The sequence below is a fragment of the Enterobacter sp. UPMP2052 genome, from assembly GCF_053709675.1.
The window spans coordinates 60,203-84,919 of sequence record NZ_JBSKJR010000003.1 but is presented as its reverse complement, the minus strand read 5'-3'; the positions used below and the strand labels follow the sequence as shown (position 1 = coordinate 84,919).

Genomic DNA, 24,717 nt, shown 5'->3' with positions numbered 1-24,717 from the left:
GCTACTATAGGGTAACCCGACTTTTAATGAAACCACACAACGTGTGTCAGAACTATAGGTAAGTTTAATTCATGGCGATTGCACTTGAGCTTGAACAGCTTAAAAAAACCTATCCGGGCGGCGTTCAGGCGCTACGCGGGATAGACCTTAAAGTAGAGGCGGGAGACTTCTACGCACTTCTGGGGCCAAACGGCGCGGGGAAATCCACCACCATCGGTATTATCAGCTCGCTGGTGAACAAGACCTCTGGGCGGGTGAACGTGTTTGGCTACGACCTGCAAAAAGATGTGGTCAACGCCAAGCGTCAGCTGGGGCTGGTGCCGCAGGAGTTTAACTTTAACCCGTTTGAGACGGTGCAGCAGATCGTGGTTAACCAGGCGGGCTACTACGGCGTGGAGCGTAAAGAGGCCGTTGAGCGCGGGGAAAAGTACCTCAAACAGCTCGACCTGTGGGAAAAGCGTAACGAGCGTGCGCGGATGTTATCCGGTGGCATGAAGCGCCGCCTGATGATTGCCCGCGCGCTGATGCACGAGCCGAAGCTGCTGATCCTTGATGAGCCGACGGCGGGCGTGGATATCGAACTGCGTCGCTCAATGTGGGGCTTCCTGAAGGATCTCAACGACAAAGGCACCACCATTATCCTGACCACGCACTACCTCGAAGAGGCGGAAATGCTGTGCCGTAACATCGGCATCATTCAGCACGGGGAGCTGGTGGAAAACACCTCGATGAAAAATCTGCTTTCCAAGCTCAAGTCTGAGACGTTTATTCTCGACCTTGCGGCGAAAAGCCCGCTGCCGAAGCTGGAAGGGTACAACTACCGCCTGGTCGACACCTCCACGCTTGAAGTGGAAGTGCTGCGCGAGCAGGGCGTTAACAGCGTGTTCGCACAACTGAGCGCGCAGGGCGTGCAGGTATTAAGTATGCGTAACAAAGCGAACCGACTGGAAGAGCTGTTTGTCTCTCTGGTGCATGAAAAACAAGGAGACAAAGCATGACGCATCTTTTCTGGGTCGCGCTGAAAAGCATCTGGGCGAAAGAGATTAACCGCTTTATGCGCATCTGGGTGCAAACCCTGGTGCCGCCGGTGATCACCATGACGCTCTACTTCATCATTTTCGGCAACCTGATCGGCTCCCGGATCGGTGAAATGCACGGCTTTAGCTATATGCAGTTTATCGTGCCGGGCTTAATCATGATGGCGGTGATCACCAACGCCTACGCTAACGTGGCGTCGTCGTTCTTTAGCGCCAAGTTTCAGCGCAACATTGAAGAACTGCTGGTGGCACCGGTGCCCACGCACGTCATCATCGCCGGTTACGTAGGCGGCGGCGTGGCGCGTGGCCTTTGCGTGGGTATTCTGGTCACTGCGATTTCGCTGTTCTTCGTGCCGTTCCAGGTGCACTCCTGGCTGTTTGTGGCGCTGACGCTGCTGCTGACGGCGATCCTGTTCTCGCTGGCCGGGTTGCTGAACGCCGTTTTCGCCAAAACCTTTGACGACATCAGCCTGATCCCGACCTTCGTTCTGACGCCGCTGACCTACCTCGGCGGGGTGTTTTACTCGCTGACGCTGCTGCCTCCGTTCTGGCAGGCGCTGTCGCACCTCAACCCGATCGTCTACATGATCAGCGGCTTCCGCTTTGGCTTCCTTGGCATCTCCGACGTGCCGCTGTTTACGACGGTGGCGGTGCTGGCGGTCTTTATCGTCGCGTTTTACGTGCTCTGCTGGTATCTGATCCAGCGTGGGCGCGGCCTTCGCAGCTAACCTTCCGCCCGGCGGCTCTCCGCTCGCCGGGCGCTTTTCTTTGACAGTTATCACCGTAAACAAATCTTCACTCCGCTAAACTACTCGCCTGCTAAGGAGGGAGAGTTATGCTGGGATGGGTGATCACCTGCCACGATGAACACGCGCAGGATATGCTGCTGAAACTGGAAGCCCGGTTTGGTCCGCTGGTTCAGTGTCGTGCGGTAAATTACTGGCGGGGCTTAAGCACTAATATGCTGAGCCGTATGATGTGCGATGCGCTGCATGAAACCGACTCCGGCGATGGCGTCATTTTCCTGACTGACAAATCCGGCGCAGCGCCTTACCGTTCGGCCGCGTTGATGAGCCATAAGCATGACAACTGTGAAGTGATCTCCGGGATTAGCCTGCCGCTGCTGGAAATAATGTATCCATGCCGTGAATCAATGAGCAGCGACGAGTTTCGCCAGGCAATCGTGGCGCAAGGCACGCCAGGGGTCAGCAGTTTGTGGCATCAGCAGCAGAAAAACCCGCCTTTCGTCCTTCTGCACGATCTGTATAAGAATTAAACATTGGTATTGATGTCGCTTTTGATACAATGACGTCCGTTTTTTCGTGCCGATAAAGAACCCATGTTTACGCGTCTTCTAGCCTTGCTGTTATTAATCGTCTCCGGCGTCTGTTCCGCCAGTTTATTAAGCCAACAACGCGTGCCTGCGCAGTATATGCAAACCACCGAAGATGCGGCGATTTGGGCGCAGGTGGGTAATGACGTGATTAACGTGGGCAATGTGCGCGCCGGGCAAATTCTGGCCGTGGTGCCTGCGGCGGCTGATTACTACGAGTTTCGCTTCGGGTTTGGGACGGGCTTTATCGACAAAGAGCATCTGGAGCCGGTGCAGGGCAAGCAGCGCGTCGAAGACAGCCTGGGCGATCTGAATAAACCGCTAAGCAATCAAAACCTCGTGACCTGGAAGGACACCCTGGTCTATAACGCACCCAGCAGCGGCAGCGCGCCATTCGGTACCCTGAGCAGTAACCTTCGCTACCCGATCCTCAGCAAACTCAAGGATCGTCTCAACCAGACCTGGTTTCAGATCCGCATCGGTAACCGTCTGGCATGGGTAAGCAGCCTGGATGCGCAGGAAGACAACGGCATTCCGGTGCTGACGTACCACCATATTCTGCGTGACGAAGAGAACACGCGGTTTCGTCACACCTCAACGACCACCAGCGTGCGTGCCTTCAGTAACCAGATGACCTGGTTGCGCGATCAGGGCTATACCACCCTCACGATGTACCAGCTGGAAGGGTACGTGCGTAACAAAATCAATCTGCCCGCCAAAGCGGTGGCGATCACCTTTGACGATGGCCTGAAATCGGTGAGCCGCTATGCCTGGCCGATCCTCAAGGCATACGGGTTTAAGGCGACGGCGTTTGTTATCTCTTCCCGGATAAAAAGACATCCGCAGAAATGGGACCCAAAATCGCTGCAGTTTATGAGCGTGTCAGAGCTGAAGGCTATTCAGGACGTGTTTGATATCCAGTCCCACACCCATTTCCTGCATCGGGTTGATGGTTACAAACACCCGATCCTGCTGAGCCGTTCTTACCACGTGATCCTGTTTGATTTTGAGCGTTCCCGACGGGCGCTGACGCAGTTTAATCCGCATGTTTTGTATCTCTCCTATCCGTTTGGCGGCTACGACAATAAAGCGATAAAGGCCGCGAATGACGCCGGTTTTCACCTGGCGGTGACGACGGTAAAAGGGAAGGTGAAGCCGGGGGACAATCCGTTCTTGCTCAAACGTCTGTATATCTTAAGAACGGATTCGCTGGAGACGATGTCGCGGCTGGTCAGCAACCAGCCGCAGGGGTAGCGGTTATTCGTAGGTAAACTGCATGATAAGGTTTGAGCCGAAGGGACCCACGGTGACAGGTTCATCACTGTATTTCAGCAGTTGCGCCTTATACTCCACTTCAAAAGATGTCGTGGCATATTTGTCATTAAATACGACAATCGCTTCCTTAAATGACGAGTTTATTTTGGACCTGAACGGCGTTGTGATTTGAACTCCCACACCATTAGCCGGAGTCCATTCCGAGGTACCGCTCAACTCGTTAAGAATGTAGTTACCATCCGACGTGGCGTGGTTTGATTTCAGGGTCCCGTATAAAATCCCTGTATTCGCACATGTCCCGGAGACCTTAAATTTTACCTCGGTGGTCAGACCGTTTTCCACTTCCTTCGGCGTCCACTCGCCCAAATCAACGTTGGTCGGGGCATGGATCCCGCAGGTCGGTCTGTTCGCGACGATATCAAACGACATCTTAGAAATACTCACCTGAGGGCGGGGATGATCTTCTGCATCTCCGGTGTCAGGGTTACCCACTACAATCTGGCCGATCGTACCCGGACCGAGGGTGAGGAAATCCACGTTAGAGGGCACGCCTTCAAACATGTTGGTCTGATAGAAGTCCATACGTACGTGCCAGGTTTTATCATCCACGATGTTGGCTGAGCCATGCGTATCACCGGTACGAACAAAGTTTCCACCGGATCTGACAGGAAACCATGCGGTTACGCCGTTACCGTCCGGAAAAAAGCCCAGCGTGTAATAGATGCCTGGTACATTTGTCCCGAACAGCGTTTTGCCTTCGAATTCCAGGTTAGTCTGAAGCGCATTGTCTGTGTACTGGAATACGTCTAATCCATCTTTACCTGACGTACATTCCGTTCTCAACTGAGGCACGGTTTCCATGATAAGGCCGGAGGCAATAAGCGTAGGGTGAACAGCGGCGTCAACCGGCAGCGGCACAATCGTAACCGGCGGGGGGGACATAATCAGTACGGGGTCACCGCTGGTAAATTTACATTCCTCTCTAGCCTGGCAAATGCCCGATATCCCCAGCAGCCCAACCGTCAGTAAAAACGAGGTGAATTTCATAATAATCCCTTTATTCATAACGCACATCCACCAGAACATTGCTGATAACGGAACCGCCCGTTACTGCACCGACATTCTGATAGCGCGCATAAAATTCATAGTCCGTTAAATAATTCTCACTACCCGTCACGTTAAAAATGACGTTGGAGCTTCCGTCAGTATTCAGCACGTTGGCGCGATCTTTCGCTGAGAAAATCACCACGCCGACGTTTTCAGCCGCGCCTGCAGCCGCATCATTTTTAAACACCTGGCTCTGGTTGTTCCAGAAACCATTTTTGGGCGCAAAGCTAAAATGCAGCTTCTGAACTGACGTACCGGTTTCGCTGCTTCCGTTACAGTTCGAGACGTGGATGGTAAAAGGCGTTCCTGCCTCATCATCCGTGGGGGTTAACCGGTTACTGTTATCGTCGTTATAAAACCAGCTGCGCATGACGGTAGGCAGATAGATATTACCGCCGTCATTGAGGCTTATTTCACAGGTAGAGTTAACGATATTCGCGGTTAGGTTAACATCCATATTGGAAGCTGCCTGGCTTGCGCCAGGCATTAATCCACCAGCCAGTCCGGCAAGCAACACAAGGCCGGGCTGGCATAAATTAAACGGCAATTGTGGCATTCTGATTCTCTGCTTATGGATAGGCGACAGTAAACACAACGGGGGTATTGGCCGCGCCGGTGCCAATTTGGCTGGCATTTTTTCCTTCCGCCAGAACGATACGGGATTTCATTGGAAACTCACCGCCACCGCTGTTCAGCGCCACTTCCTGCGGTGCTGGTTTAGTCGTACATTTTAACTGCACACCGCTGTCCACTTCTCCGGACCAGAGTTCGAACGCGGTGGCAGCAACGCCGCTGAAATAAGCTTCGCCAGTACCACCGTTGCCAGAGCAGGAAGCTCCTGTTCCTTTACTTGCTACTACCGTGGCTTTGGTTACCCCGGAGCAGTTTGAGAAGACAATTTTGAGTGGCTCAACGCGCGTTTTATTGGCCACATCAGACTTATAAACGTCACCAAACGCAATTTCTGCTGATTCCACACCCGCACCGTTAGTCACTTTAGCCGTACAGGTACCTGATGTGATGGTTGACATAAAGGTCATTTCTGCGCTGGACGTGCCGGTAATTGTTGCATTGGCCATTCCTGAGAATAAAAGTGCAGAGACGGACAGTGCGATAAAAGTAGAGTTAAATTTCATAGTAGTGCTCCGTAAATCTGCACGATTTATTCGTAGATAAATTCGAAAGTAGCAACGCTCTGGAAAGTACCGATCGTCATCTGGTCTGCCTGTGTTTCACGTAAGGTGGCAATCAGAGGAACTTCTTTACTGGTGATTTCATCTGGACTCCAGACCAGACGCTCTGCATCTACCGTAGAGTTAATTTTAAAAGGCGCATTCTGTGCCGAGGCACGGGCAACTTCGACGGCGACATACTCAGCACCGCCGCTCGCTTTTGCGATTTGGTTGGCCAAACCCGTAGCCAGGTTACTGGCTGGCGTACCTTTAATGTTTGTTTTCAACGCATGTAGCGAAGACGGGCATTCAACGATGACTAATTTAAAATTCGCCGATGCGGTGCCTGCTTTCACCGTTTCCAGACGAACCTGGCCACTGGAATCACCAATTTTCAGCGTTTGCTGGGTATCGGTACCCGTACCACCGACCAGTTTCATATCACAGGTCGTTTCGCGGATATTGGCGGTAAAGTTGACGTTAAGGTCAGTGCTTCCCGCTAAAGCTGTCCCTGTGAGTGCCAGCGTCGTCATCGCAATGACGGACAGGCTGAGAAGATTTTTTTTCATAGAGTCTCTCTTAATTTCCCTGAATTACATTTGGCATGTCTGATTACTAAGAACGGTAATAATCCCGGCCTTTTCGACATTGGATGTCAGGTGGTAATTGACGGTACAGGCGTTGTCTTTTTCGCTGCCCCATACCACACGAAGAACGCCGCTATCTTCGACGCCGCGGACATAGGCTTGCCCCGCCTGGCCCACGGTGCCGATAGATTCATTTTTTTCATTCATCACGTCAGCGCCCAAGGGAATAAAACCTTTATCGCTGCGCTGAAGTTCCAGGATTAACGAGCGGCCTTCATTGGTTTCAAAATTCACCATTACCACGGACCCGCTGCGAGGAACGGTCACTGCGCTGGTGCTTTTAATTTCGACGTCATTCTCGAGCGTCCGGATATCCAGCGATACGCGGTTTTCGCGGTAGGCTGACATATAAGGCAGTATGCCGTAGCCGGAGCTGCCAATGACGCCGGCACCGTATCCCACGCCTGCGCCTTCCGCGCCGCTCGCTTTGACAATGGCGATGGAGTCATTATCGCCAATGCTGCCAGGCGCGAAGGCCACACCGCCGCTGTGCAGCACCATGCCGCCGCTATAGGATGCGGAATATTGTTGGCTGTTATCATCGCCAAACGAGGCTGACAGCCCTAAAGGACCGTATCCGCTGTTCCATGAGCTAAAACCACTCAACTGGTTCAGGTCGCCATAATTACCGCTATTTGAGGAGGCGCTCAGGGAATAGCCCACTTTATTGTCTTGCGTGCTGCCGCTGGCAGAGGTATTAAAGCTGGTGCCGCCTTTGAGGTCGGATCGTAAGCCCATGTTGATGTTAGAGAACCCGCCCGGACGCGTTTCACCGTTTGAGAACACGCTGAAAGGAATACTCATGTTTAAATAGACGCTGTCGTCTTTTTTGCCGGTCTGATCGTAGGTACGCTGCAGCGACAGGCTATAGCTGCCGTACTGGAAGCTGTTGTTATAGCCCACGTTATAGTTCGAGTTAGAGCCCTGGCCGTTCCAGTAATCCTGCCAGGTGCCGCTGAGATACAGTGAGCCTAAATCGGTTGTATCCACTTTGAGCGGCTGGTTCAGACTGATCTGCACCTGGTTTTTGGTACGCTGGTAATCGGCGTACAGCTCGGCGTTAGAGCCGTAGTCGCGGTGCCCGTAGTTCTGTCGTTTGATACTGTCCTGCAGCTGTGCGGCATCGTCGAGGCTCAGATAATCCTCGGTAGAGAAACGGTACGCCGCCACGTTGAAGGAGGTGTTCGTCGCTTCAACGCGTTTACTGTAGGTGAGTCGGTAGCTTTGACCGCCGAGCACATCCAGCCCCTCGATATCAGCGTGAGATTGGGTGATATCAAAAGCAAAGGCGCCCACTTCGGTGTTCATCGCCACACCTAAAATACCGGCGTAGTAATCCATGTCGGTGTATTGCGCACCAACGTAACCGGTAAAGGTGTTGTTCAGACCGTAGTACAGCGTACCGTAGCCGAGCTTGGGTTTCTCAAGCAGGGAATCGTCGTTGAGTTCACCCATGCCGATATCCCAACGCGACGCGCCGGGACGCAGCATCTGGGTGACGGACGAGAACGGCACGGTAAAGGAACGCTTGCTCCCGTCTGCCTCTTCAATCGTCACCAGCAGGTCGTTCCCGTAGCCAGTGGTGCTGAGATCGTTAATTTCGAAAGCGCCCGGCGGAACGGACGTTTCATAAATTTTACTGCCGCTTTGCGACACGCTAACTTTCGCGTTGCTGTTCGCCACGCCGCGGATCACAGGCGCATAGCCTGTCGTCCCCATGGGTAACATGCGTTCATCGCTGTAGAGACGCGTACCGCGCAGGCTCAGCGAGTCAAAGGCTTCGCCGCGCGTGTAGGAGTCACCAATGACCCATTGCCCGTTAACCGAGGTGATATCGCGCTGAAGATAGATATCCTGGCTGGAATAATGGCTGCCAGCCTCTTTATCCCAGTTGAGGTTTCCACGCGAACGCAGACGCCACGGCCCCATATTCAGGCCATAGCGTAAGCCTGCATACAGGCTCTCTGCGGTGGTGCCATTGCTCTCACTGTGCCAGCCGTTCAGATCGTATGAGACCAGCGCAGCCGGAATACCGTTCTCCCATAGCGAAGGATCGACGTAGCCTACCGGACGTTTCAGTACATACAGCTGCGGGAAGTTAAATTCCATCTGCTGCTTTCCGCTGTCATAGCTGGCGCTGGCACCCGGAAAGGCATTTTTAATATCTATGCACGTTGTATTGTCGTCATCGGCGATATCATCATTCAGCTTGCTGGTATCAATGCCGGTTTGTGCCAGCAATAATTTTGTAATGCAGGGGGTCGCGCGCGGCGTCCCGTTATCTTTAAACGTTATCTCTACCGTTGATTTTAATGTTCCGTTTAAGTTGACTTTCGTGCGGTAGGTCCCCGGCGCGACCGGGTTACCGTGCGCAAAACGGCTAACATCAATATTGGATCCGCCCGTCAGCAGAAACTGGTCGTTGAATTCAACCGCTTCTTCGCTTTCAGGCGTATTTTCGCTGGCTACGCTATCTTCAGCGTAAACGTGTAAAGGTAATGCTGCACTTATGGCAAGGCATAAAAGAGAACGTCGAAAGAGCATGGCATATCCATTTAATCAGTGCGAATAAAACGATCCGCAGTGTTAACGCTATCAATTGTTATTTTTTTAGGCTCTGCGGCGTTAATTCAGTTTGGTTTCGTGCTTATCTACGCCACCGTTATCGTTGATCGTTTCATACATCACGCTTCCCGTCGTGGCAGAGGACAATCCCTTCACCGTCATGGCTTTTTCACTAAACGGCAGAACAGATTGCTGAGCAACGTCATAGCTTTTCTGGCCCGCTTTCAGCGTGACTTTGGAAATGGCGACGTTGTACGGGGAGTTGTTATGCGCAACGAGCTGAACCGCATTGCCGTCTTTTTTCGCTGACCACGTCATGTCAGTTGCGGCCTGAAGAGGAGAGCCTTTCAGCCCATCAGGACGGAAGAAGAATTTAATGCGCGTACGAAACGCAAGCTGCAGCTGGTTAAGGCTTTCACCCTCTTTGGCTTTGGATTTTGGTGGGATCTCCAGCACGTTAAACCAGTACAGTGATTCGCGATCCTGCGGCAGGGGTTTACCCATATAGGTAATACGTAATGATTGACCATTTTTAGGATCAATACGGGATACCGGTGGCGTGATGACAAAAGGTAATTTCAGCTCTTGCGGATTAACATCATCGCGCCCGTCGTCGAGCCAGGTTTGCACCAGCAGCGGTTTGTTGCCACGGTTTTCAAGATTGACCACCACGTCTTTCGACGATTGCGGATAAATAATACGCGTGCCTGAAATAACAATATCTGCACAGGCGTTAAACGTCGTTAACAGCGCAGCAGCGGCCAGGGCGGTTTTAATTCCTTTAAATCCGGACATAGTAAACATTATTTCCACTTCCTTTTGGAATGATACAAATAATCCCCCGACGAAGCGGGGGATTGGTTACACATTAATACTTAACGAATTTATTATTCGTAGATCATGGTGAAGGCAACCTGCGCCTGCACGGTACCAGCAGTTACAGGGTTAGAGGTGGAATCCCAGCCCTGGCCCTGAGTGTAAGCAACTTTATAGAACAGATTGCCAACGCCGTCTGTGATAGTCGCTTTCTGAGTGTTGTTGGTCTGGTCAACTTTGATCTGATCGGTAGCAGAGTTGCCATCGTTCGACAGAACCAGGTTTACGTTTTTCGCAGCGCCCTGTGCGTTGCTTGCTGGAACCAGCATGCCGCCTTCATTAGAGGTGGTACCCGCCCAGGAGTCAAACTGCGCAGACGCTTTTGCAACGGTAGCAGCATCACAACCAGTCATAGACAGGCTGAATTTTTTCTGGCCCAGGGTGCTGGTTGCGCCCAGTGCGTTAGCGAAATCTTTAACGAAAACGGTATCCAGAGTAACGTCGAAATCGTTACCATTCTGGTCAATTTTCTGATCCAGGGAAACCTTACAGGTGTTGGTAGAAACCATACCGTGGAAGGTGATAGTGCCGGTATCTGCAGTTGAATCTGCCGCAACTGCAGAACCTGCGCTCAGTACCAGTGCAACTGCTACGCCCATGCCAACATTTTTTAAAGACATTTTAATATCCCTATCTTTTTATAAAAGGAGAACAGCAAATAACTGAAGCGTTAATTTGCTTCTTGAAAGGTTATTTCGCGGCGAATTTTATTCTCTTTTTATGGGGGCGGATAGATAAGGAGATCTTATAAATACTGTAGTCAGGATTAAGTTATGCTAACGTAATTACCAAGAATATATGAAGTGTATAATTTGTCGTCGTTATATATTACTAATCTCAATAAATAAGCGGATGATGAGGTGGACTTATTCGTGATAATTATATTATCAGCGAACAAGTCCATAAAAATGATCAGGCAACCTGTACCGGAATGGCCTTCGCGGTACGTTTCATCTCATTTTCGCCTTCAAAATAAGCTACTTTAGGCTGCCAGCGACGGGCTTCTTCATCAGACATCATCACGAAGCTGGCGATAATCACGATATCGCCCACGTCCGCGCAGTGCGCAGCCGCGCCGTTAACGGAGATGATTTTAGAGCCGCGCTCGGCGGCGATTGCGTACGTCGAGAAGCGTTTGCCGTTATTTACGTTCCAGATATCAATCGCTTCGTTTTCGAGGATACCCGCCGCGTCGAGAAAATCCTGGTCGATGGCGCAGGAACCTTCATAGTGCAGGTCGGCCTGGGTGACTTTGACACGGTGAAGCTTACCTTGCAGCATTTTGCGAATCATTACGTTTACCTTTCATATTCCTGGTAGAAAAAACTACGCCAGCTCAACCACTTTGTTATCGATAAGGCGCGCCTGACCGAGCCACGCCGCCACCAGAATAACCGCACGTTTACTGGTCTCAGAAAGCGCCAGAAGCGTATCGGCATCCCGAATTTGAACGTCGTCAGCACGAAGACCTTTGTCGTTCAGCGCCTGTTCAGCCAGCGCAACGATCTCTTCTGCGGTTAACTCTTTCGCCAGCAGTTGCTCTGCCATGGTATTCATGACTTTGCTTAATCCCGGCGCAATTTTACGCTGATCGGCGGTCAGATAGCCGTTGCGGGAGCTGAGCGCCAGGCCGTCTTTGGCACGCACAATCGGCACGCCCACAATCTCGATATCGTACCCCATGTCGGCAACCATTTTGCGGATCAATGCCAGCTGCTGGAAGTCCTTCTCGCCGAAGCAGGCAATGTCCGGCTGAACCAGGTTAAACAGCTTGCTGACGATGGTGGAGACGCCGCGGAAATGGCCCGGTCGGCTGGCCCCTTCCAGCATGGTGGATATGCCCGGTACGTCCACGAAGGTCGCTTCGTCGGTACCCTGAGGATAGATATCCGCTGGCGCAGGGGAGAAGACGATATCCACATGGCGTTTTTTCAGCTTCTCGCAATCTTCCTGCAGCGTGCGCGGATAGCGGGCGAGATCGTCGGCACGGTCAAACTGCATTGGGTTAACGAAGATACTGACCACCACAATATCGGCACGCGCTCTCGCTTCGTCGACCAGCTTCATATGGCCGTCGTGCAGGTTGCCCATGGTCGGCACCAGGGCGATACGTTGACCTTCCTGACGCGCCCGGCGGATGTGCTGGCGCAGCAGTGGCAGGGTTTCAATGATTAGCACACCTTAACTCCTTAATGGAAACTGTGTTCTTCGCCCGGATAAACGCCGGACTCTACCTCAGCGATATACTGCCGTACCGCGGCGCGCAAGTCGCCCGCCCCGGTCAGGAAATTTTTAGCAAATTTTGGAATGTGCCCGCCGGTTATGCCGAAGGCGTCGTGCATCACCAGTATCTGACCGTCGGTGACGTTACCCGCTCCGATGCCGATCACCGGAATGGAAAGCGCGTCGGTCACCCGTTTTGCCAGTTCGACCGGCACACACTCCAGCACCAGCAGCTGTGCGCCTGCCGCTTCCAGGGCGAGGGCGTCATCAAGCAGCGTCTGCCCGGCATCACCACGGCCCTGCACCTTATAGCCGCCAAAGATGTTTACGGACTGCGGCGTAAGCCCCAGGTGTCCGCATACCGGCACTGCGCGCTCGGTGAGCATTTTCACGGTGTCGACAAGCCAGGCGCCGCCTTCGATTTTGACCATGTTTGCCCCGGCGCGCATAACCGCAGCCGCATTGTCGAACGCCTGTTCGGGGGTGGCATATGCCATAAACGGCAGATCGGAAAGAAGCAGGCAGGCTGGTGCACCACGCCGCACGGCGCGCGTATGGTAAGCAATATCCTCAACCGTCACTGGCAGAGTGGAATCATGTCCTTGTACCGTCATCCCTAACGAATCCCCCACCAGCATCACGTTGATCCCTTCTTCGGCAAACAATTTGGCGAAGCTGTAGTCATACGCGGTGATGGTGGCGAAGCGTTTTTTTTCCTGTTTGCATTTCTGCAGTAAGGAGATGGTGGTTGGTTTCATACTGTTTCCTGATAACCCAAAAACGAATCTTTGCGCATTCTAACAGTAACATTTAAGGGAACAATGATTTTAGGCAATCGATTAACCACAAATATTTAATGGTTAACCGATAAAAAAGCGTATTACCAGCGGGCCGGTTTTTCCGCGTTGAGAACGTCAAGCACGGACTTCAGCGAGGTACCGTCAGGGAAGGTCAAATCGGGGGCGACTTCAAACAGCGGCCAGAGCATAAAGCCGCGGTTTTTCATGTCGTAATGCGGCACGGTAAGGCGCTCGGTATGGATAACGCTGTCGCCAAACAGCATGATATCGAGGTCCAGCGTGCGCGGCCCCCAGCGTTCGGCTTTACGCACGCGCCCCTGCTGTAATTCGATGCGCTGGGTGTTATCGAGCAGCGTGTCGGCATCAAGCGCGGTGTCCAGCACCACGGCGGCATTCAGGTAATCAGGCTGATCCTGTGGACCCAGCGGCGGTGTGCGGTAGAAAGAGGAGACCGCAACAATGTGGCTGTGCGGGATCTCCCCCAGCGCCCGTACGGCAGCATTGACCTGCTCCAGCGGAGAGGCCAGATTGCTGCCAAGGGCGATGTACGCGAGGGTCACGCTGATCCTTCACGACGCGGCGCGCGTTTGCGCGGGCGGCGGTGACGACGACGCGGGGCCGGATCATCATCGAGATCGGTCAGCATATCTTTCTGCTCCGGCGGAGCGGAAACCTGGAATTCTCCCCACCACTGCGCCAGACGCTGCAGCTCCTGGTTCTTCTCGATTTCGGCCCGCAGAGAGAGCAGGTCGAACGCGGCGCGGAATTTTGGATGCTCCATCAGCTTCCAGGCGCGTTTACCCTGACGACGGGACATGCGCAGCTGAAGCTGCCAGATATCGCGCACCAGCGTGGTAATGCGTTTTGGAATGGCCAGCGTCCGGCAGGCTTCATCAAGCACGTCGTTAGCCGCCAGGGCAAAGGCGTCGTAATAGGCCAGACCGCTTTCCTGAGTGATCCGCTGAGCCGTTTCCAGCAAGGGATACCAGAACATCGCCGAGAACAGGAACGCCGGGTTCACGCGCATATCGTTGTGGATGCGGGTATCGGTGTTCTTCAGCACCTGCGCAATCATGCGCTCCATCGGGCTGTCGCCGTTTTCGGTGAAGTAGCGCGTAATGGTCGGGAACAGCGGCTGGAACAGGCTGTATTCACGTAGCAGGTTGTAGGTTTCGAACCCGTAACCGGCCTGTAGCAGTTTCAGCGCTTCTTCGAACAGACGGGCTGGCGGCACGTCGTTAATGAGCGTGGCCAGACGGGGGATAGGCTCCGCCGTCTCCGGGCTGATGCGCATATTGAGCTTGGCGGCAAAGCGCACGGCACGCAGCATGCGCACCGGGTCTTCGCGATAGCGCGTCTCTGGCATGCCGATCAGGCGAATCAGGCCGTCTTTCAGGTCCTGCATGCCGCCGACATAATCACGCACGGTGAAATCGGCCACGCTGTAGTAAAGGCTGTTAATCGTGAAATCGCGACGCTGGGCGTCTTCTTCGATAGAGCCAAAGATGTTGTCTCGCAGCAGCATGCCGTTCTGGCCGCGCTGGGAGGTGGTACGATCGGCTGCGCTCGCTTCGTGATGACCGCGGAAGGTGGCCACCTCGATAATTTCCGGGCCAAACATAACGTGGGCAAGACGGAAGCGGCGGCCAACCAGGCGGCAGTTGCGGAATAATTTACGCACCTGCTCAGGTGTGGCGCTGGTGGTCACATCGAAATCTTTTGGCTTTTTGCCCAGCAGTAAATCACGCACTCCACCGCCAACGAGATAGGCCTCGTAGCCCGCTTTGTTCAGACGATAGAGCACCTTGAGGGCATTTTCACTGATATCTTTGCGGGAAATATTGTGCTGCTCACGGGGAACAACCGACATGCGGTTTTGTGCAATAGCATCATTCGCCATGCTCTCTTCGCGGCTCAGCACTTTACGGCAAAAATTAGCGACTCGGGTAAAAATGGTACACCTCGTAGTGTGTTTTGTTATGAAAAAAGCGGCTAATCATAGCTCAGCGCAGCGCATTTGAGAATGCTGGATTTTAGGCACGGCCTCAAGTGACCAGTTGGCAATCGCCATTTTCAGCAGTTCTTCAGTGTGAAGATCCTGCCAGCCGTCGATGACAGTCTGGTTGAGAAACCGCAGCGCGTCGATTAAAACCGGGCGCGGATCGCCGCCCGGCAGGGCTGGTGCATGGTTTTGCTTGGACAACTTCAGGCCCGACGCGGTGACCGCCAGCGGGAGATGAATGTAATCCGGAGCTGCCCAGCCAAACTGACGATACAGCGAAATATGGCGCACGGTGGGTTCCACCAGATCGGCGCCGCGCACAATTTCCGTGACGCCCTGGAAATGGTCATCCACGACCACCGCCAGGTTGTAGGCGAACAGGCCATCGCGGCGGTGGATGATGAAATCCTCCTGCGCCAGACGCGCATCCGCCTGTATCTCACCGGATAGCAGATCGTTAAAACGGGTCACGGGGTCGCGCTGACGCAGACGAACAGCCGCGTTTTCCGGGCCGTTGTTGAGCGTGCGGCAATGGCCGTCATAGACGCCCCCTACGCTCTGGATGCGGGCGCGGGTGCAGGTACAGTTGTAGGAAAGCCCTTGTTCGTGAAGCCAGGCCAGCCGTTCACGATAGGCCTCGTGGCGTGTTGATTGCCAGAGAACGTCGCCGTCCCAGTGAAGACCGTAATGTTCCAGCTGATGCAGAATGGTGTCTGCCGCACCGGGAACTTCACGCGGAGGATCGATATCTTCAATACGAACGAGCCAGGTACCCTGATGGGCGCGAGCCTGCAGGTAGCTGCCAAGGGCGGCTATCAAGGAGCCGAAATGTAATTCACCGGAAGGGGATGGCGCGAAGCGCCCAATATAATGTGATTCAGACATATCAACTAATAAGGCGGGAGAGACTCCCGCCTTTACGGTGTGTTTAGAGGGCGGATTAACCGGCCATCTGTTTTTCGCGAATTTCTGCCAGCGTTTTACAGTCGATACACAGATCGGCGGTTGGACGCGCTTCGAGGCGGCGAATTCCGATTTCAACACCGCAGGATTCGCAGTAGCCAAAATCTTCGTCCTCAACCTTTTTCAGCGTTTTTTCGATCTTTTTGATCAGTTTGCGTTCGCGGTCACGGTTACGCAGTTCGAGGCTGAACTCTTCTTCCTGAGCGGCACGGTCTACCGGATCCGGGAAGTTAGCAGCTTCATCCTGCATATGAGTAACGGTGCGATCGACTTCATCCCTGAGTTGATTACGCCATGCTTCAAGAATACGCTTGAAGTGCGACAGCTGGGCTTCGTTCATATACTCTTCGCCCGGCTTCTCCTGGTATGGCTCCACCCCAGCGATGGCGAGAATACTCAGGGACGATGTTTTACGGTTTTGCCCTTCTTGCATGTTGCTTCTCCTTAACACGCACTATCGATCCCCGTGTCGGGGGAAAAATCAGGTCGCTATAAATAGCAGATGCTTTTCCGTAAGGCAATTATCTAAACGTAACACTTGACAAGCCTGTGAGGAAAAGCGTATTTGCGCACGCGGCCAGAACACATAATAACCAATCGTCTAATCCCTTATAAGACAATGGGAAGAGAGGATCTCAGAGTCATATTTTTGGCCGAAAGTTCCGCTTTATAAGCGAAAATCTCTACCCCCTGCTTTTGTGCCTCATGCAACAATTGCGCGTATTTAAGATCAATATGGCGGGCGGGAGAGAAGCGTTCGATGGCTGAGTGCAAAACGGCAAACAGCAATACGGCGCGCTTGCCCGCCGCCGCAACACTCATTAGCTCTCGCAGATGCTTCTGGCCACGTAGCGTTACCGCATCCGGAAAGTAGCCATTTTCCTGCTCTGCTAACGTCACTGATTTGACTTCAATATAGCACTCAGGACGATCTTCCGCCTGTAACATGAAGTCAATTCTGCTGCCCTCATCGCCATATTTCACTTCGCCTTTCAGCATACTGTAACCCGTAAGTTCCGGGAGCAAATCATTTGTTAGCGCTTCCTTCACTAATTGGTTTGCCCGCAGGGTGTTGACGCAAATAAATGCGCCATTTTGCGTCTGCGTCATTTCCCAGGTATGCGGGTATTTGCGTTTAGTATTTTCTGAAGTGGAATACCAGACGGTGTCCCCCGGCGTGGCACAGCCCGTCATGGCCCCGGTATTGGGGCAGTGCAGGGTAAAGTGTTCCCCCTCGGGAGTCACCACGTCAGCAAGAAAGCGTTTGTAGCGCTGGATAAGCGTGGCGTGCTGCAGGGCCGGACTAAACTTCATCAGAATTCCTTATCGTGTCGCCCAGCGTCCAGCGCTGGAGCGGGGTATAGCGGGTGCGTCCTCGTGCAAAAACCGATTCGTACAGCGCGAAGCCGTTCACCGGAAAAGACCAGTGAAAACCCGGCGGCGGGATGGCGACGGCGTGTCCCGCATCGCGCAGCAGCGTGATATGCGGATGAAACGGCTGCGGGCTTTGGTAGCACCCGCTGCGTGCCGCCTGTGCGCGCAGCATACTGGCAAGCTGTAACAGCCCGCGCGGCGGCTGACGCGTACCCAGCCAGACGACGCGGGAGCGCAACCACTGCCCGGCATCGTCAAGGTGTAGCGTAAACCCCGGCTGGGAAATTCGCCCGGCCATGGCCGCCAGCGCACGCTGCTTTTCGGCACTCACGTCGCCCAGAAATGCCAGCGTCAGGTGCAGGTTTGCCGCCGCAATCGGACGGCCCGCTTCCGGCGGAAAGTGGCTGGCGCGCCAGCGCACAATTTGCCGCTGCACGTTGGCGGGCAACTCCAGGGCGAAAAACAGTCGTTTCGACTCAGACATACAGGGGACTCGGTAATGATATGCGCCGATGCTACAATGTACGCCGACTAAAGTTAACCCTCTGGAGCTGTTCGTGTCCTCTTTGCCGGTCGCCGTCGTCCTTCCTGAGCTTCTCACTGCCTTAAAATATGCCCCTCAGGTCTTGCTCAATGCCCCCACGGGCGCGGGGAAGTCCACCTGGCTGCCGCTGCAGATCCTGACATCGGGCGTTATCTCCGGGAAAATTATCCTGCTGGAGCCGCGCAGGCTGGCCGCGCGCAATGTGGCGCAGCGTCTGGCGGAGCTGCTGAACGAGAAACCGGGTGAAACGGTAGGCTACCGGATGCGGGCTGACACCTGCGTGGGGCCAACGACGCGCCTGGAGGTGGTGACCGAGGGTATCCTCACCCGCATGCTGCAAAACGATCCTGAGCTTAACGGCGTCGGGCTGGTGATTCTGGATGAATTCCACGAGCGTAGCCTGCAGGCGGATCTGGCGCTGGCGCTGCTGCTGGACGTGCAGCAGGGGCTGCGCGACGATCTCCGGCTGCTGATCATGTCGGCGACGCTGGACAATGCTCTGCTGCGCCAGGCGCTGCCCGACGCACCGGTGATCTCATCCGAAGGCCGCGCGTTCCCGGTTGAGCGCCGATACCAATCGCTGCCTGCGCATCAGCGTTTTGACGACGCCGTGGCGATAGCAACGGCAGAGCTTCTGCGTCAGGAACCCGGTTCGCTGCTGCTGTTTTTACCCGGCGTGGGGGAAATCCAGCGCGTACAGGAGCAGCTCGCCACCCGTGTGGGCGGTGATGTCGTGCTTTGCCCGCTCTACGGCGCGCTGCCGCTCAGTGAGCAGCGCAAAGCGATTCTGCCTGCGCCTGCCGGTCAGCGTAAGGTGGTGCTGGCAACCAATATTGCCGAAACCAGCTTAACCATCGAAGGCATTCGCCTGGTGGTCGATTGCGCGCAGGAGAGGGTGGCGAGCTTTGATCCGCGGACCGGGCTTACCCGACTGATTACGCAACGCATCAGCCAGGCGTCGATGGTGCAGCGCGCAGGGCGTGCGGGGCGTCTTGAGCCGGGGATCTGTTTACACCTGATCGGCGCCGAGCAGGCCGAACGGGCGGCGCTGCACGGTACGCCGGAAATTCTGCAAAGCGACCTTTCGGGGCTGACGATGGATCTGCTTCAGTGGGGTTGTCCGGATCCGGAGCAACTGGTCTGGCTCAACCCGCCGCCGGTGGTCAATCTTGCCGCTGCCCGTACACTGCTGGCCCAGCTCGGTGCGCTGGACGGCGAACGGCTGTCGTCGCGCGGCCAGAAAATGGCGGCCATCGGCAACGATCCGCGTCTGGCGGCCATGCTGGTGGCGGCAGAGGGAGATGACGAAATTGCCACGGCCGCGAAACTGGCGGCTATCCTTGAGGAGCCGCCGCGAGGTGGCAGCAGCGATCTGGCGCAGGCCTTTTCCCGTCGTCAGGGGCACTGGCAGCAGCGCGCGCAGCAGCTGTGCCGACGGCTCAACAGCCACGGTGGCGCGCCCGACGGTGACCGTATCGTTCCCCTGCTGGCGCGGGCTTTTCCGGACCGGATCGCACGTCGTCGCGGCCTTGACGGACGCTACCAGCTGGCGAACGGCATGGGGGCCATGCTCGACGTCGACGACGCCCTGACGCGGCATGAATGGCTGATTGCGCCGCTGCTGTTGCAGGGCAGTCACTCGCCGGATGCGCGCATTCTGCAGGCGATTGCCGTTGATATCGACGCGCTCACCCGCGCCTGCCCGCAGCTGCTTCAGCAGTCTGACAGTGTGGAATGGGATGAAGCCCAGGGCACGCTGAAGGCGTTTCGCCGCAGCCAGATTGGCAGGCTGACGCTGGGGACGAAACCGCTGGCGAAGCCCTCGGAAGAGGAGCTGCATCAGGCGATGCTGAACGGCATCCGTGAGAAGGGGCTGGGCGTCCTGAACTGGACGCCGGAGGCCGAGCAGTATCGTCTTCGTCTGCTGTGTGCCGCGCGCTGGTTGCCGGAATACAACTGGCCTGCGGTAGATGACGACACGCTGCTGGCGTCGCTGGAAGGGTGGCTCTTGCCGCAAATGGCGGGCGTACACTCGCTGCGGGCGCTGAAAGCGCTCGATGTTAAGGCCGCGTTACAGAATTTACTGGACTGGTCATTACGTCAACGTCTGGATAGTGAACTGCCTGGGCATTACACTGTGCCGACCGGGAGCCGGATTGCCATTCGTTATCATGACGATAATCCGCCTGCGCTGGCGGTGCGTATGCAGGAAATGTTCGGTGAGGCGAGCACGCCGTCCATTGCCGAAGGGCGTGTGCCGCTGGTGCTGGAGCTGCTCTCACCCGCGCATCGTCCGCTGCAGATCACCCGTGATCTGGGCGCGTTTTGGGCGGGGAGCTACCGTGACGTGCAGAAAGAGATGAAGGGGCGCTACCCGAAACACGTCTGGCCGGACGATCCGGCGAACACCGCACCGACGCGGCGGACGAAGAAGTATTCGTAGGGTAAGTGCGGGCTGATGCCCTCACCCCGGCCCTCTCCCACGGGAAGAGGGAGAAAAGACATAAATTTGAGAGATTTCTTCTATCACGCTGATGTGGAAGACAAGAGAATCTGGCCTTTGCGCCTGAATGTTGCGGAGAAAAAGCATGGCGGGGAATGACCGCGAGCCAATAGGACGTAAGGGAAAACCCACGCGTCCGGCGAAAGAAAAAGTGAGCCGTCGTCGACTCAGAGATGAGGAGTATGACGATGACTATGAAGACGATTATGAGGATAAAGGATCCATGCCACGCAAAGGAAAGGGCAAAGGACGCAGGCCTCGTGGTAAGCGCGGCTGGTTCTGGCTGCTGCTGAAGCTGTTCATTGTTTTTGTCGTGCTGATTGCGATTTACGGCGTGTATCTGGATCAGAAGATCCGCAGCCGAATCGATGGCAAAGTCTGGCAGCTGCCCGCGGCGGTGTATGGCCGTATGGTCAACCTTGAGCCGGATATGTCCATCAGCAAGAACGAGATGGTCAAGCTGCTGCAGGCGACGCAGTATCGTCAGGTGACGAAGATGACGCGCCCTGGCGAGTTTACTGTACAGGCGAAAAGCATTGAGATGATCCGCCGTCCGTTCGACTTCCCGGACAGCAAAGAGGGGCAGGTGCGCGCGCGTCTGACCTTTGACGGCGATCGTCTTGAAACCATCGAGAACATGGATAACAACCGTCAGTTCGGTTTCTTCCGTCTCGATCCGCGTTTGATCACCATGCTGTCGTCGGCGAACGGCGAGCAGCGCCTGTTCGTAGCGCGTAACGGCTTCCCGGATCTGCTGGTGGATACCCTGCTGGCAACCGAGGACCGTCACTTCTACGAGCACGACGGTATCAGCCTTTACTCCATCGGTCGTGCGGTGCTGGCGAACCTGACGGCAGGGCGCACGGTGCAGGGGGCGAGTACCCTGACCCAGCAGCTGGTGAAGAACCTGTTCCTCTCCAGCGAACGCTCCTACTGGCGTAAGGCCAACGAAGCGTACATGGCAGTGCTGATGGACGCGCGCTACAGCAAGGATCGCATCCTTGAGCTGTATATGAACGAGGTCTATCTCGGCCAGAGCGGCGATAACGAAATTCGCGGCTTCCCGCTGGCGAGCCTGTACTACTTTGGCCGCCCGGTGGAAGAGCTGAGCCTTGACCAGCAGGCGCTGCTGGTGGGCATGGTGAAAGGGGCGTCCATCTATAACCCGTGGCGCAACCCGAAACTGGCGCTGGAGCGTCGTAACCTGGTGCTGCGTCTGCTGCAACAGCAGCAGGTCATTGACCAGGAGCTTTACGACATGCTGAGCGCGCGTCCGCTGGGCGTGCAGCCGCGTGGTGGGGTGATCTCTCCGCAGCCTGCGTTTATGCAGATGGTGCGTCAGGAGCTTCAGAGCAAGCTCGGTGACAAGGTGAAAGATCTCTCCGGTGTGAAAATCTTCACCACCTTCGATTCCGTCGCGCAGGATGCGGCAGAAAAGGCGGCCGTTGAAGGCATTCCGGTGCTGAAGAAACAGCGCAAGCTGAGCGATCTTGAAACGGCGATGGTGGTGGTTGACCGTAACACCGGTGAAGTGCGCGCCATGGTGGGCGGTGCTGAGCCGCAGTTCGCGGGTTACAACCGTGCAATGCAGGCGCGTCGTTCGATTGGTTCTCTGGCAAAACCGGCGACCTATCTCACCGCGCTGAGCCAGCCGAACCAGTACCGCCTGAACACCTGGATTGCCGATGCGCCAATTTCCCTGCGCCAGCCTAACGGCCAGGTATGGTCCCCGCAGAACGATGACAGACAGTTCAGCGGCCAGGTTATGCTGGTGGATGCGCTGACGCGCTCCATGAACGTGCCAACGGTTAACCTCGGTATGGCACTGGGTCTGCCGGCGATCACCGATACCTGGCAGAAGCTGGGCGTGCCGAAAGATCAGCTGCATCCGGTACCGGCGATGATCCTCGGGGCGCTGAACCTGACGCCAATTGAAGTCGCGCAGGCGTTCCAGACGATCGCCAGCGGCGGTAACCGTGCGCCATTGTCAGCCCTGCGTTCGGTCATTGCCGAAGACGGTTCAGTGCTGTATCAGAGCTTCCCGCAGGCAGAACGCGCGGTTCCGGCCCAGGCGGCCTATATGACCCTGTGGACCATGCAGCAGGTTGTACAGCGTGGCACCGGGCGTCAGCTGGGGGCGAAGTATCCAGGCCTGCATCTGGCGGGTAAAACCGGGACCACCAACAACAACGTTGATACCTGGTTCGCCGGTATTGATGGCCGTGAAGTTGTGATCACCTGGGTAGGCCGCGATAACAACCAGCCGACCAAACTGTATGGTGCGAGCGGCGCGATGTCGATTTACCAGCGTTATCTTGCCAATCAGTCCCCGGTCCCGCTGAACCTGGTGGCACCGGAAGATATCGTCGATATGGGCGTGGATGACGCGGGTAACTTCATCTGTGGCGGCGGCGTGCGCATGCTGCCGGTCTGGACGACGAACCCGGATTCCCTGTGCCAGCAGAGCCAGCCGGAACAGCCGACGGGCAACCCGTTCGATCAGTCTTCTCAACCTCAACAGCCGCAGCAACAGCCGCAGCAGCAGAATGAGAAGAAAGACAGCGACGGCGTCGCAGGCTGGATCAAGGACATGTTTGGCGGAAACTGATTTTCGCCATGATAAAAAGCCGCTTCCTGACGAAGCGGCTTTTTTTTTGGTAACAGAGCCGCTTACTTTATTCGATGAGATCTCACTTCATTTAAAAATAATGAATATTTCTTTTAGAAATAATAACGATTGCTTTCTTTCAGACAAATCAGTGAGTTAATAAGAATAGGGTGAGGGAGACGGTTTTACCCGGTAGACGCACTTGAGGCGATTCTGATTTAATCTTGTTCAGTTTGAAATGTTATTCATTGAGTGGGTCAGAATATTTACCTTTCATTCGTCTCTACTCATTTGTTTTGTCAGGAATGGAATCATCTTTTTATCTCATATAAGGAATATTCGATGAAAAATAAAATTGTGTACTCTTTTTTCGCGGCCAGTATTTTGGCTGTATCATCACTGCCTGCGTTGGCGAGTGATTCCGGTACCGTGAATTTCGCCGGTAAAATTGTTGCTGATACCTGTGTCGTTAACGTTGATGATTCCAACTCAACGGTATCAACCGTTACCTTTGCAGACACGTATCCGTCTGACTATGGCTCAGATGGCAAAGTGGGCACCTCGAAAAATTTCAAAATTTCAGTGTCAGGTTGTGATCCCCTGGTCTCTAAACTGAACCTGAAATTTAGCGGTACCACGACGGATGCGGCGTATAAACGTCTGCAAAACGATCTGACGGGTGCCGGCAATGCGACCCATGTAGGGATTACCGTCACCAATAATAACGGTGGTAAAAGCGATGTGCTGTTTAACGGTTCTGTTCCTGACGGCACAACGGATGTCACGAACGACCCTGAGGGCACGGCTGCCTCTGTTTTTAACTATACCGCGAATGTCATCCAGGTCGGTGATACTGTGCCAACCGCAGGCCACTACTCGGCTTCCGCAACATTTGAAGTGATGTATCGCTAACTCTTTTCGGGGCAGTGTTAAATCGCTGCCCTTTTCGGATTTAAATATTATGAAAGCGTTATTAAAAGTATTATGCGGATGCATAGTCATTGGTTGCTGTTCAGCACAGGCCAGTATTGTATTAGGTGGCACCCGCGTTATTTATCCATCGAATAAATCTGAAGTGCAGATTGCGTTAAAAAATAAAGATCCGCATACGCGTTATTTAGTGCAGAGTTGGGTCAGTAATCCAGACGATACCAAAGCGCCATTTGTTGTTACCCCTCCGGTTTACAAATTGCAGGAAAACCGCCAGACGCTTTTACATATTATTTATACGGGCGATAAAAATGCGCTTCCCAACGACCGGGAAACATTCTTTGTGGCGAACGTTAAGTCCGTTTCGGCGCTTGCGCCAGAATTGAAAGATAAAAATACATTGCAGTTTGCCATGAAGACGCGGCTTAAGCTGTTCTGGCGACCGTCGCAGTTAAAAGAAGCTGATGCGCTCCAGGCATGGGAAAAGATCGCTTTCCGCCGCCAGGGGACGCAGCTTATTGCGAAAAACCCTACGCCTTTCTATGTCTCCTTTGGCGAACTGGCCGTCGGGGGCAAAGCCGTGCCCGTTGTTGAAACCAAATCCACCCCCGGCGCGGTGGCGATGATGGTTGCGCCTTACAGCGAACAGACCTTCCCCTTGCCCGCAGGCGCAAAGGGTGCCGTTACATGGACAGCCATTAACGACCATGGTGCACAAACGCCGCAGAAGCAGCAGGCCCTATAACACATCATGTTGG

At 54.7% G+C, this 24,717-nt stretch carries 24 protein-coding genes; 8 read left to right on the top strand and 16 right to left on the bottom strand.

Going from position 1 to position 24,717, the window contains the following annotated elements; all coding sequences use genetic code 11:
* The first annotated feature begins 71 nt into the window (after positions 1–71).
* The 4 genes from ACWKX3_RS12395 to ACWKX3_RS12380 all read left to right on the top strand — a co-directional run bounded on the left by ACWKX3_RS12395 (position 72) and on the right by ACWKX3_RS12380 (position 3,624).
* Complete coding sequence (locus ACWKX3_RS12395; RefSeq protein WP_220711080.1) at positions 72–998, top strand: ABC transporter ATP-binding protein; 927 nt, start codon at positions 72–74, stop codon at positions 996–998.
* Positions 995–1,765, top strand: a complete 771-nt coding sequence (locus ACWKX3_RS12390; protein ID WP_006173774.1) for an ABC transporter permease — start codon at positions 995–997, stop codon at positions 1,763–1,765. The genes ACWKX3_RS12395 and ACWKX3_RS12390 overlap by 4 nt, the downstream gene beginning before the upstream one ends.
* Before the next feature lie 107 nt (positions 1,766–1,872).
* Positions 1,873–2,313, top strand: a complete 441-nt coding sequence (locus ACWKX3_RS12385; RefSeq protein WP_058609694.1) for a PTS sugar transporter subunit IIA — start codon at positions 1,873–1,875, stop codon at positions 2,311–2,313.
* A gap of 63 nt (positions 2,314–2,376) precedes the next feature.
* Positions 2,377–3,624, top strand: a complete 1,248-nt coding sequence (locus ACWKX3_RS12380) for a polysaccharide deacetylase family protein (RefSeq protein ID WP_454541882.1) — start codon at positions 2,377–2,379, stop codon at positions 3,622–3,624.
* A gap of 3 nt (positions 3,625–3,627) precedes the next feature.
* Here ACWKX3_RS12380 and ACWKX3_RS12375 read toward each other — a convergent pair whose 3' ends face one another.
* The 16 genes from ACWKX3_RS12375 to thpR form a co-directional block, all read right to left on the bottom strand.
* Positions 3,628–4,710, bottom strand: a complete 1,083-nt coding sequence (locus tag ACWKX3_RS12375; RefSeq protein ID WP_454541881.1) for a fimbrial protein — start codon at positions 4,708–4,710, stop codon at positions 3,628–3,630.
* Entirely contained in the window at positions 4,703–5,308 is a 606-nt protein-coding gene (locus ACWKX3_RS12370) for a fimbrial-like protein (protein ID WP_368747378.1), read from the bottom strand. Before ACWKX3_RS12370 ends, ACWKX3_RS12375 begins: the two co-directional genes overlap by 8 nt.
* Before the next feature lie 13 nt (positions 5,309–5,321).
* Complete coding sequence (locus ACWKX3_RS12365; RefSeq protein ID WP_058609698.1) at positions 5,322–5,888, bottom strand: fimbrial protein; 567 nt, start codon at positions 5,886–5,888, stop codon at positions 5,322–5,324.
* Positions 5,889–5,914: 26 nt separating this feature from the next.
* Positions 5,915–6,493: a fimbrial protein gene (locus ACWKX3_RS12360; protein ID WP_220711084.1), complete on the bottom strand. Its 579-nt coding sequence runs from the start codon at positions 6,491–6,493 to the stop codon at positions 5,915–5,917.
* 24 nt (positions 6,494–6,517) lie between these two features.
* Positions 6,518–9,115 carry an outer membrane usher protein gene (locus tag ACWKX3_RS12355; protein ID WP_454541880.1) on the bottom strand — a complete coding sequence of 866 codons (2,598 nt, stop codon included), beginning with the start codon at positions 9,113–9,115 and terminating at the stop codon, positions 6,518–6,520.
* An 81-nt stretch (positions 9,116–9,196) separates the two neighbouring features.
* On the bottom strand, positions 9,197–9,940 hold the full coding sequence (locus tag ACWKX3_RS12350; RefSeq protein WP_400445435.1) for a fimbrial chaperone: 744 nt from the start codon (positions 9,938–9,940) through the stop codon (positions 9,197–9,199).
* A gap of 83 nt (positions 9,941–10,023) precedes the next feature.
* On the bottom strand, positions 10,024–10,632 hold the full coding sequence (locus tag ACWKX3_RS12345) for a fimbrial protein (protein WP_454541879.1): 609 nt from the start codon (positions 10,630–10,632) through the stop codon (positions 10,024–10,026).
* A 292-nt stretch (positions 10,633–10,924) separates the two neighbouring features.
* On the bottom strand, positions 10,925–11,305 hold the full coding sequence (gene panD / locus ACWKX3_RS12340; RefSeq protein ID WP_006173750.1) for an aspartate 1-decarboxylase: 381 nt from the start codon (positions 11,303–11,305) through the stop codon (positions 10,925–10,927).
* 33 nt (positions 11,306–11,338) lie between these two features.
* Positions 11,339–12,190 carry a pantoate--beta-alanine ligase gene (gene panC, locus ACWKX3_RS12335; protein WP_102891411.1) on the bottom strand — a complete coding sequence of 284 codons (852 nt, stop codon included), beginning with the start codon at positions 12,188–12,190 and terminating at the stop codon, positions 11,339–11,341.
* Between the two features lie 11 nt (positions 12,191–12,201).
* Positions 12,202–12,993, bottom strand: a complete 792-nt coding sequence (panB, locus tag ACWKX3_RS12330) for a 3-methyl-2-oxobutanoate hydroxymethyltransferase (protein WP_088208892.1) — start codon at positions 12,991–12,993, stop codon at positions 12,202–12,204.
* Positions 12,994–13,115: 122 nt separating this feature from the next.
* On the bottom strand, positions 13,116–13,595 hold the full coding sequence (gene folK, locus ACWKX3_RS12325) for a 2-amino-4-hydroxy-6-hydroxymethyldihydropteridine diphosphokinase (RefSeq protein ID WP_006173746.1): 480 nt from the start codon (positions 13,593–13,595) through the stop codon (positions 13,116–13,118).
* Positions 13,592–14,989, bottom strand: a complete 1,398-nt coding sequence (gene pcnB, locus ACWKX3_RS12320; RefSeq protein WP_454541949.1) for a polynucleotide adenylyltransferase PcnB — start codon at positions 14,987–14,989, stop codon at positions 13,592–13,594. The genes folK and pcnB overlap by 4 nt, the downstream gene beginning before the upstream one ends.
* 42 nt (positions 14,990–15,031) lie before the next feature.
* On the bottom strand, positions 15,032–15,922 hold the full coding sequence (gene gluQRS, locus ACWKX3_RS12315; protein WP_454541878.1) for a tRNA glutamyl-Q(34) synthetase GluQRS: 891 nt from the start codon (positions 15,920–15,922) through the stop codon (positions 15,032–15,034).
* A 55-nt stretch (positions 15,923–15,977) separates the two neighbouring features.
* Positions 15,978–16,433, bottom strand: a complete 456-nt coding sequence (gene dksA, locus ACWKX3_RS12310; protein WP_001155232.1) for an RNA polymerase-binding protein DksA — start codon at positions 16,431–16,433, stop codon at positions 15,978–15,980.
* Positions 16,434–16,609: 176 nt separating this feature from the next.
* Positions 16,610–17,314, bottom strand: a complete 705-nt coding sequence (gene sfsA / locus ACWKX3_RS12305; RefSeq protein WP_202561688.1) for a DNA/RNA nuclease SfsA — start codon at positions 17,312–17,314, stop codon at positions 16,610–16,612.
* Positions 17,304–17,858, bottom strand: coding sequence for an RNA 2',3'-cyclic phosphodiesterase (gene thpR, locus ACWKX3_RS12300; RefSeq protein WP_058609704.1), 555 nt, complete (start codon positions 17,856–17,858; stop codon positions 17,304–17,306). Before thpR ends, sfsA begins: the two co-directional genes overlap by 11 nt.
* 73 nt (positions 17,859–17,931) lie before the next feature.
* On the opposite strand from thpR, the gene hrpB reads away from it, so the two are divergent.
* From hrpB to ACWKX3_RS12280, 4 genes are all read left to right on the top strand, one after another.
* Positions 17,932–20,361 carry an ATP-dependent helicase HrpB gene (hrpB, locus tag ACWKX3_RS12295; protein ID WP_454541877.1) on the top strand — a complete coding sequence of 810 codons (2,430 nt, stop codon included), beginning with the start codon at positions 17,932–17,934 and terminating at the stop codon, positions 20,359–20,361.
* A gap of 145 nt (positions 20,362–20,506) precedes the next feature.
* Complete coding sequence (gene mrcB / locus ACWKX3_RS12290; RefSeq protein ID WP_042319225.1) at positions 20,507–23,029, top strand: bifunctional glycosyl transferase/transpeptidase; 2,523 nt, start codon at positions 20,507–20,509, stop codon at positions 23,027–23,029.
* A 342-nt stretch (positions 23,030–23,371) separates the two neighbouring features.
* On the top strand, positions 23,372–23,941 hold the full coding sequence (locus tag ACWKX3_RS12285; protein WP_058609707.1) for a fimbrial protein: 570 nt from the start codon (positions 23,372–23,374) through the stop codon (positions 23,939–23,941).
* 49 nt (positions 23,942–23,990) lie between these two features.
* Positions 23,991–24,704 (top strand): fimbrial biogenesis chaperone, encoded by a 714-nt coding sequence (locus ACWKX3_RS12280; RefSeq protein WP_058609708.1) that lies wholly within the window; start codon positions 23,991–23,993, stop codon positions 24,702–24,704.
* The last annotated feature ends 13 nt before the right edge of the window (positions 24,705–24,717 follow it).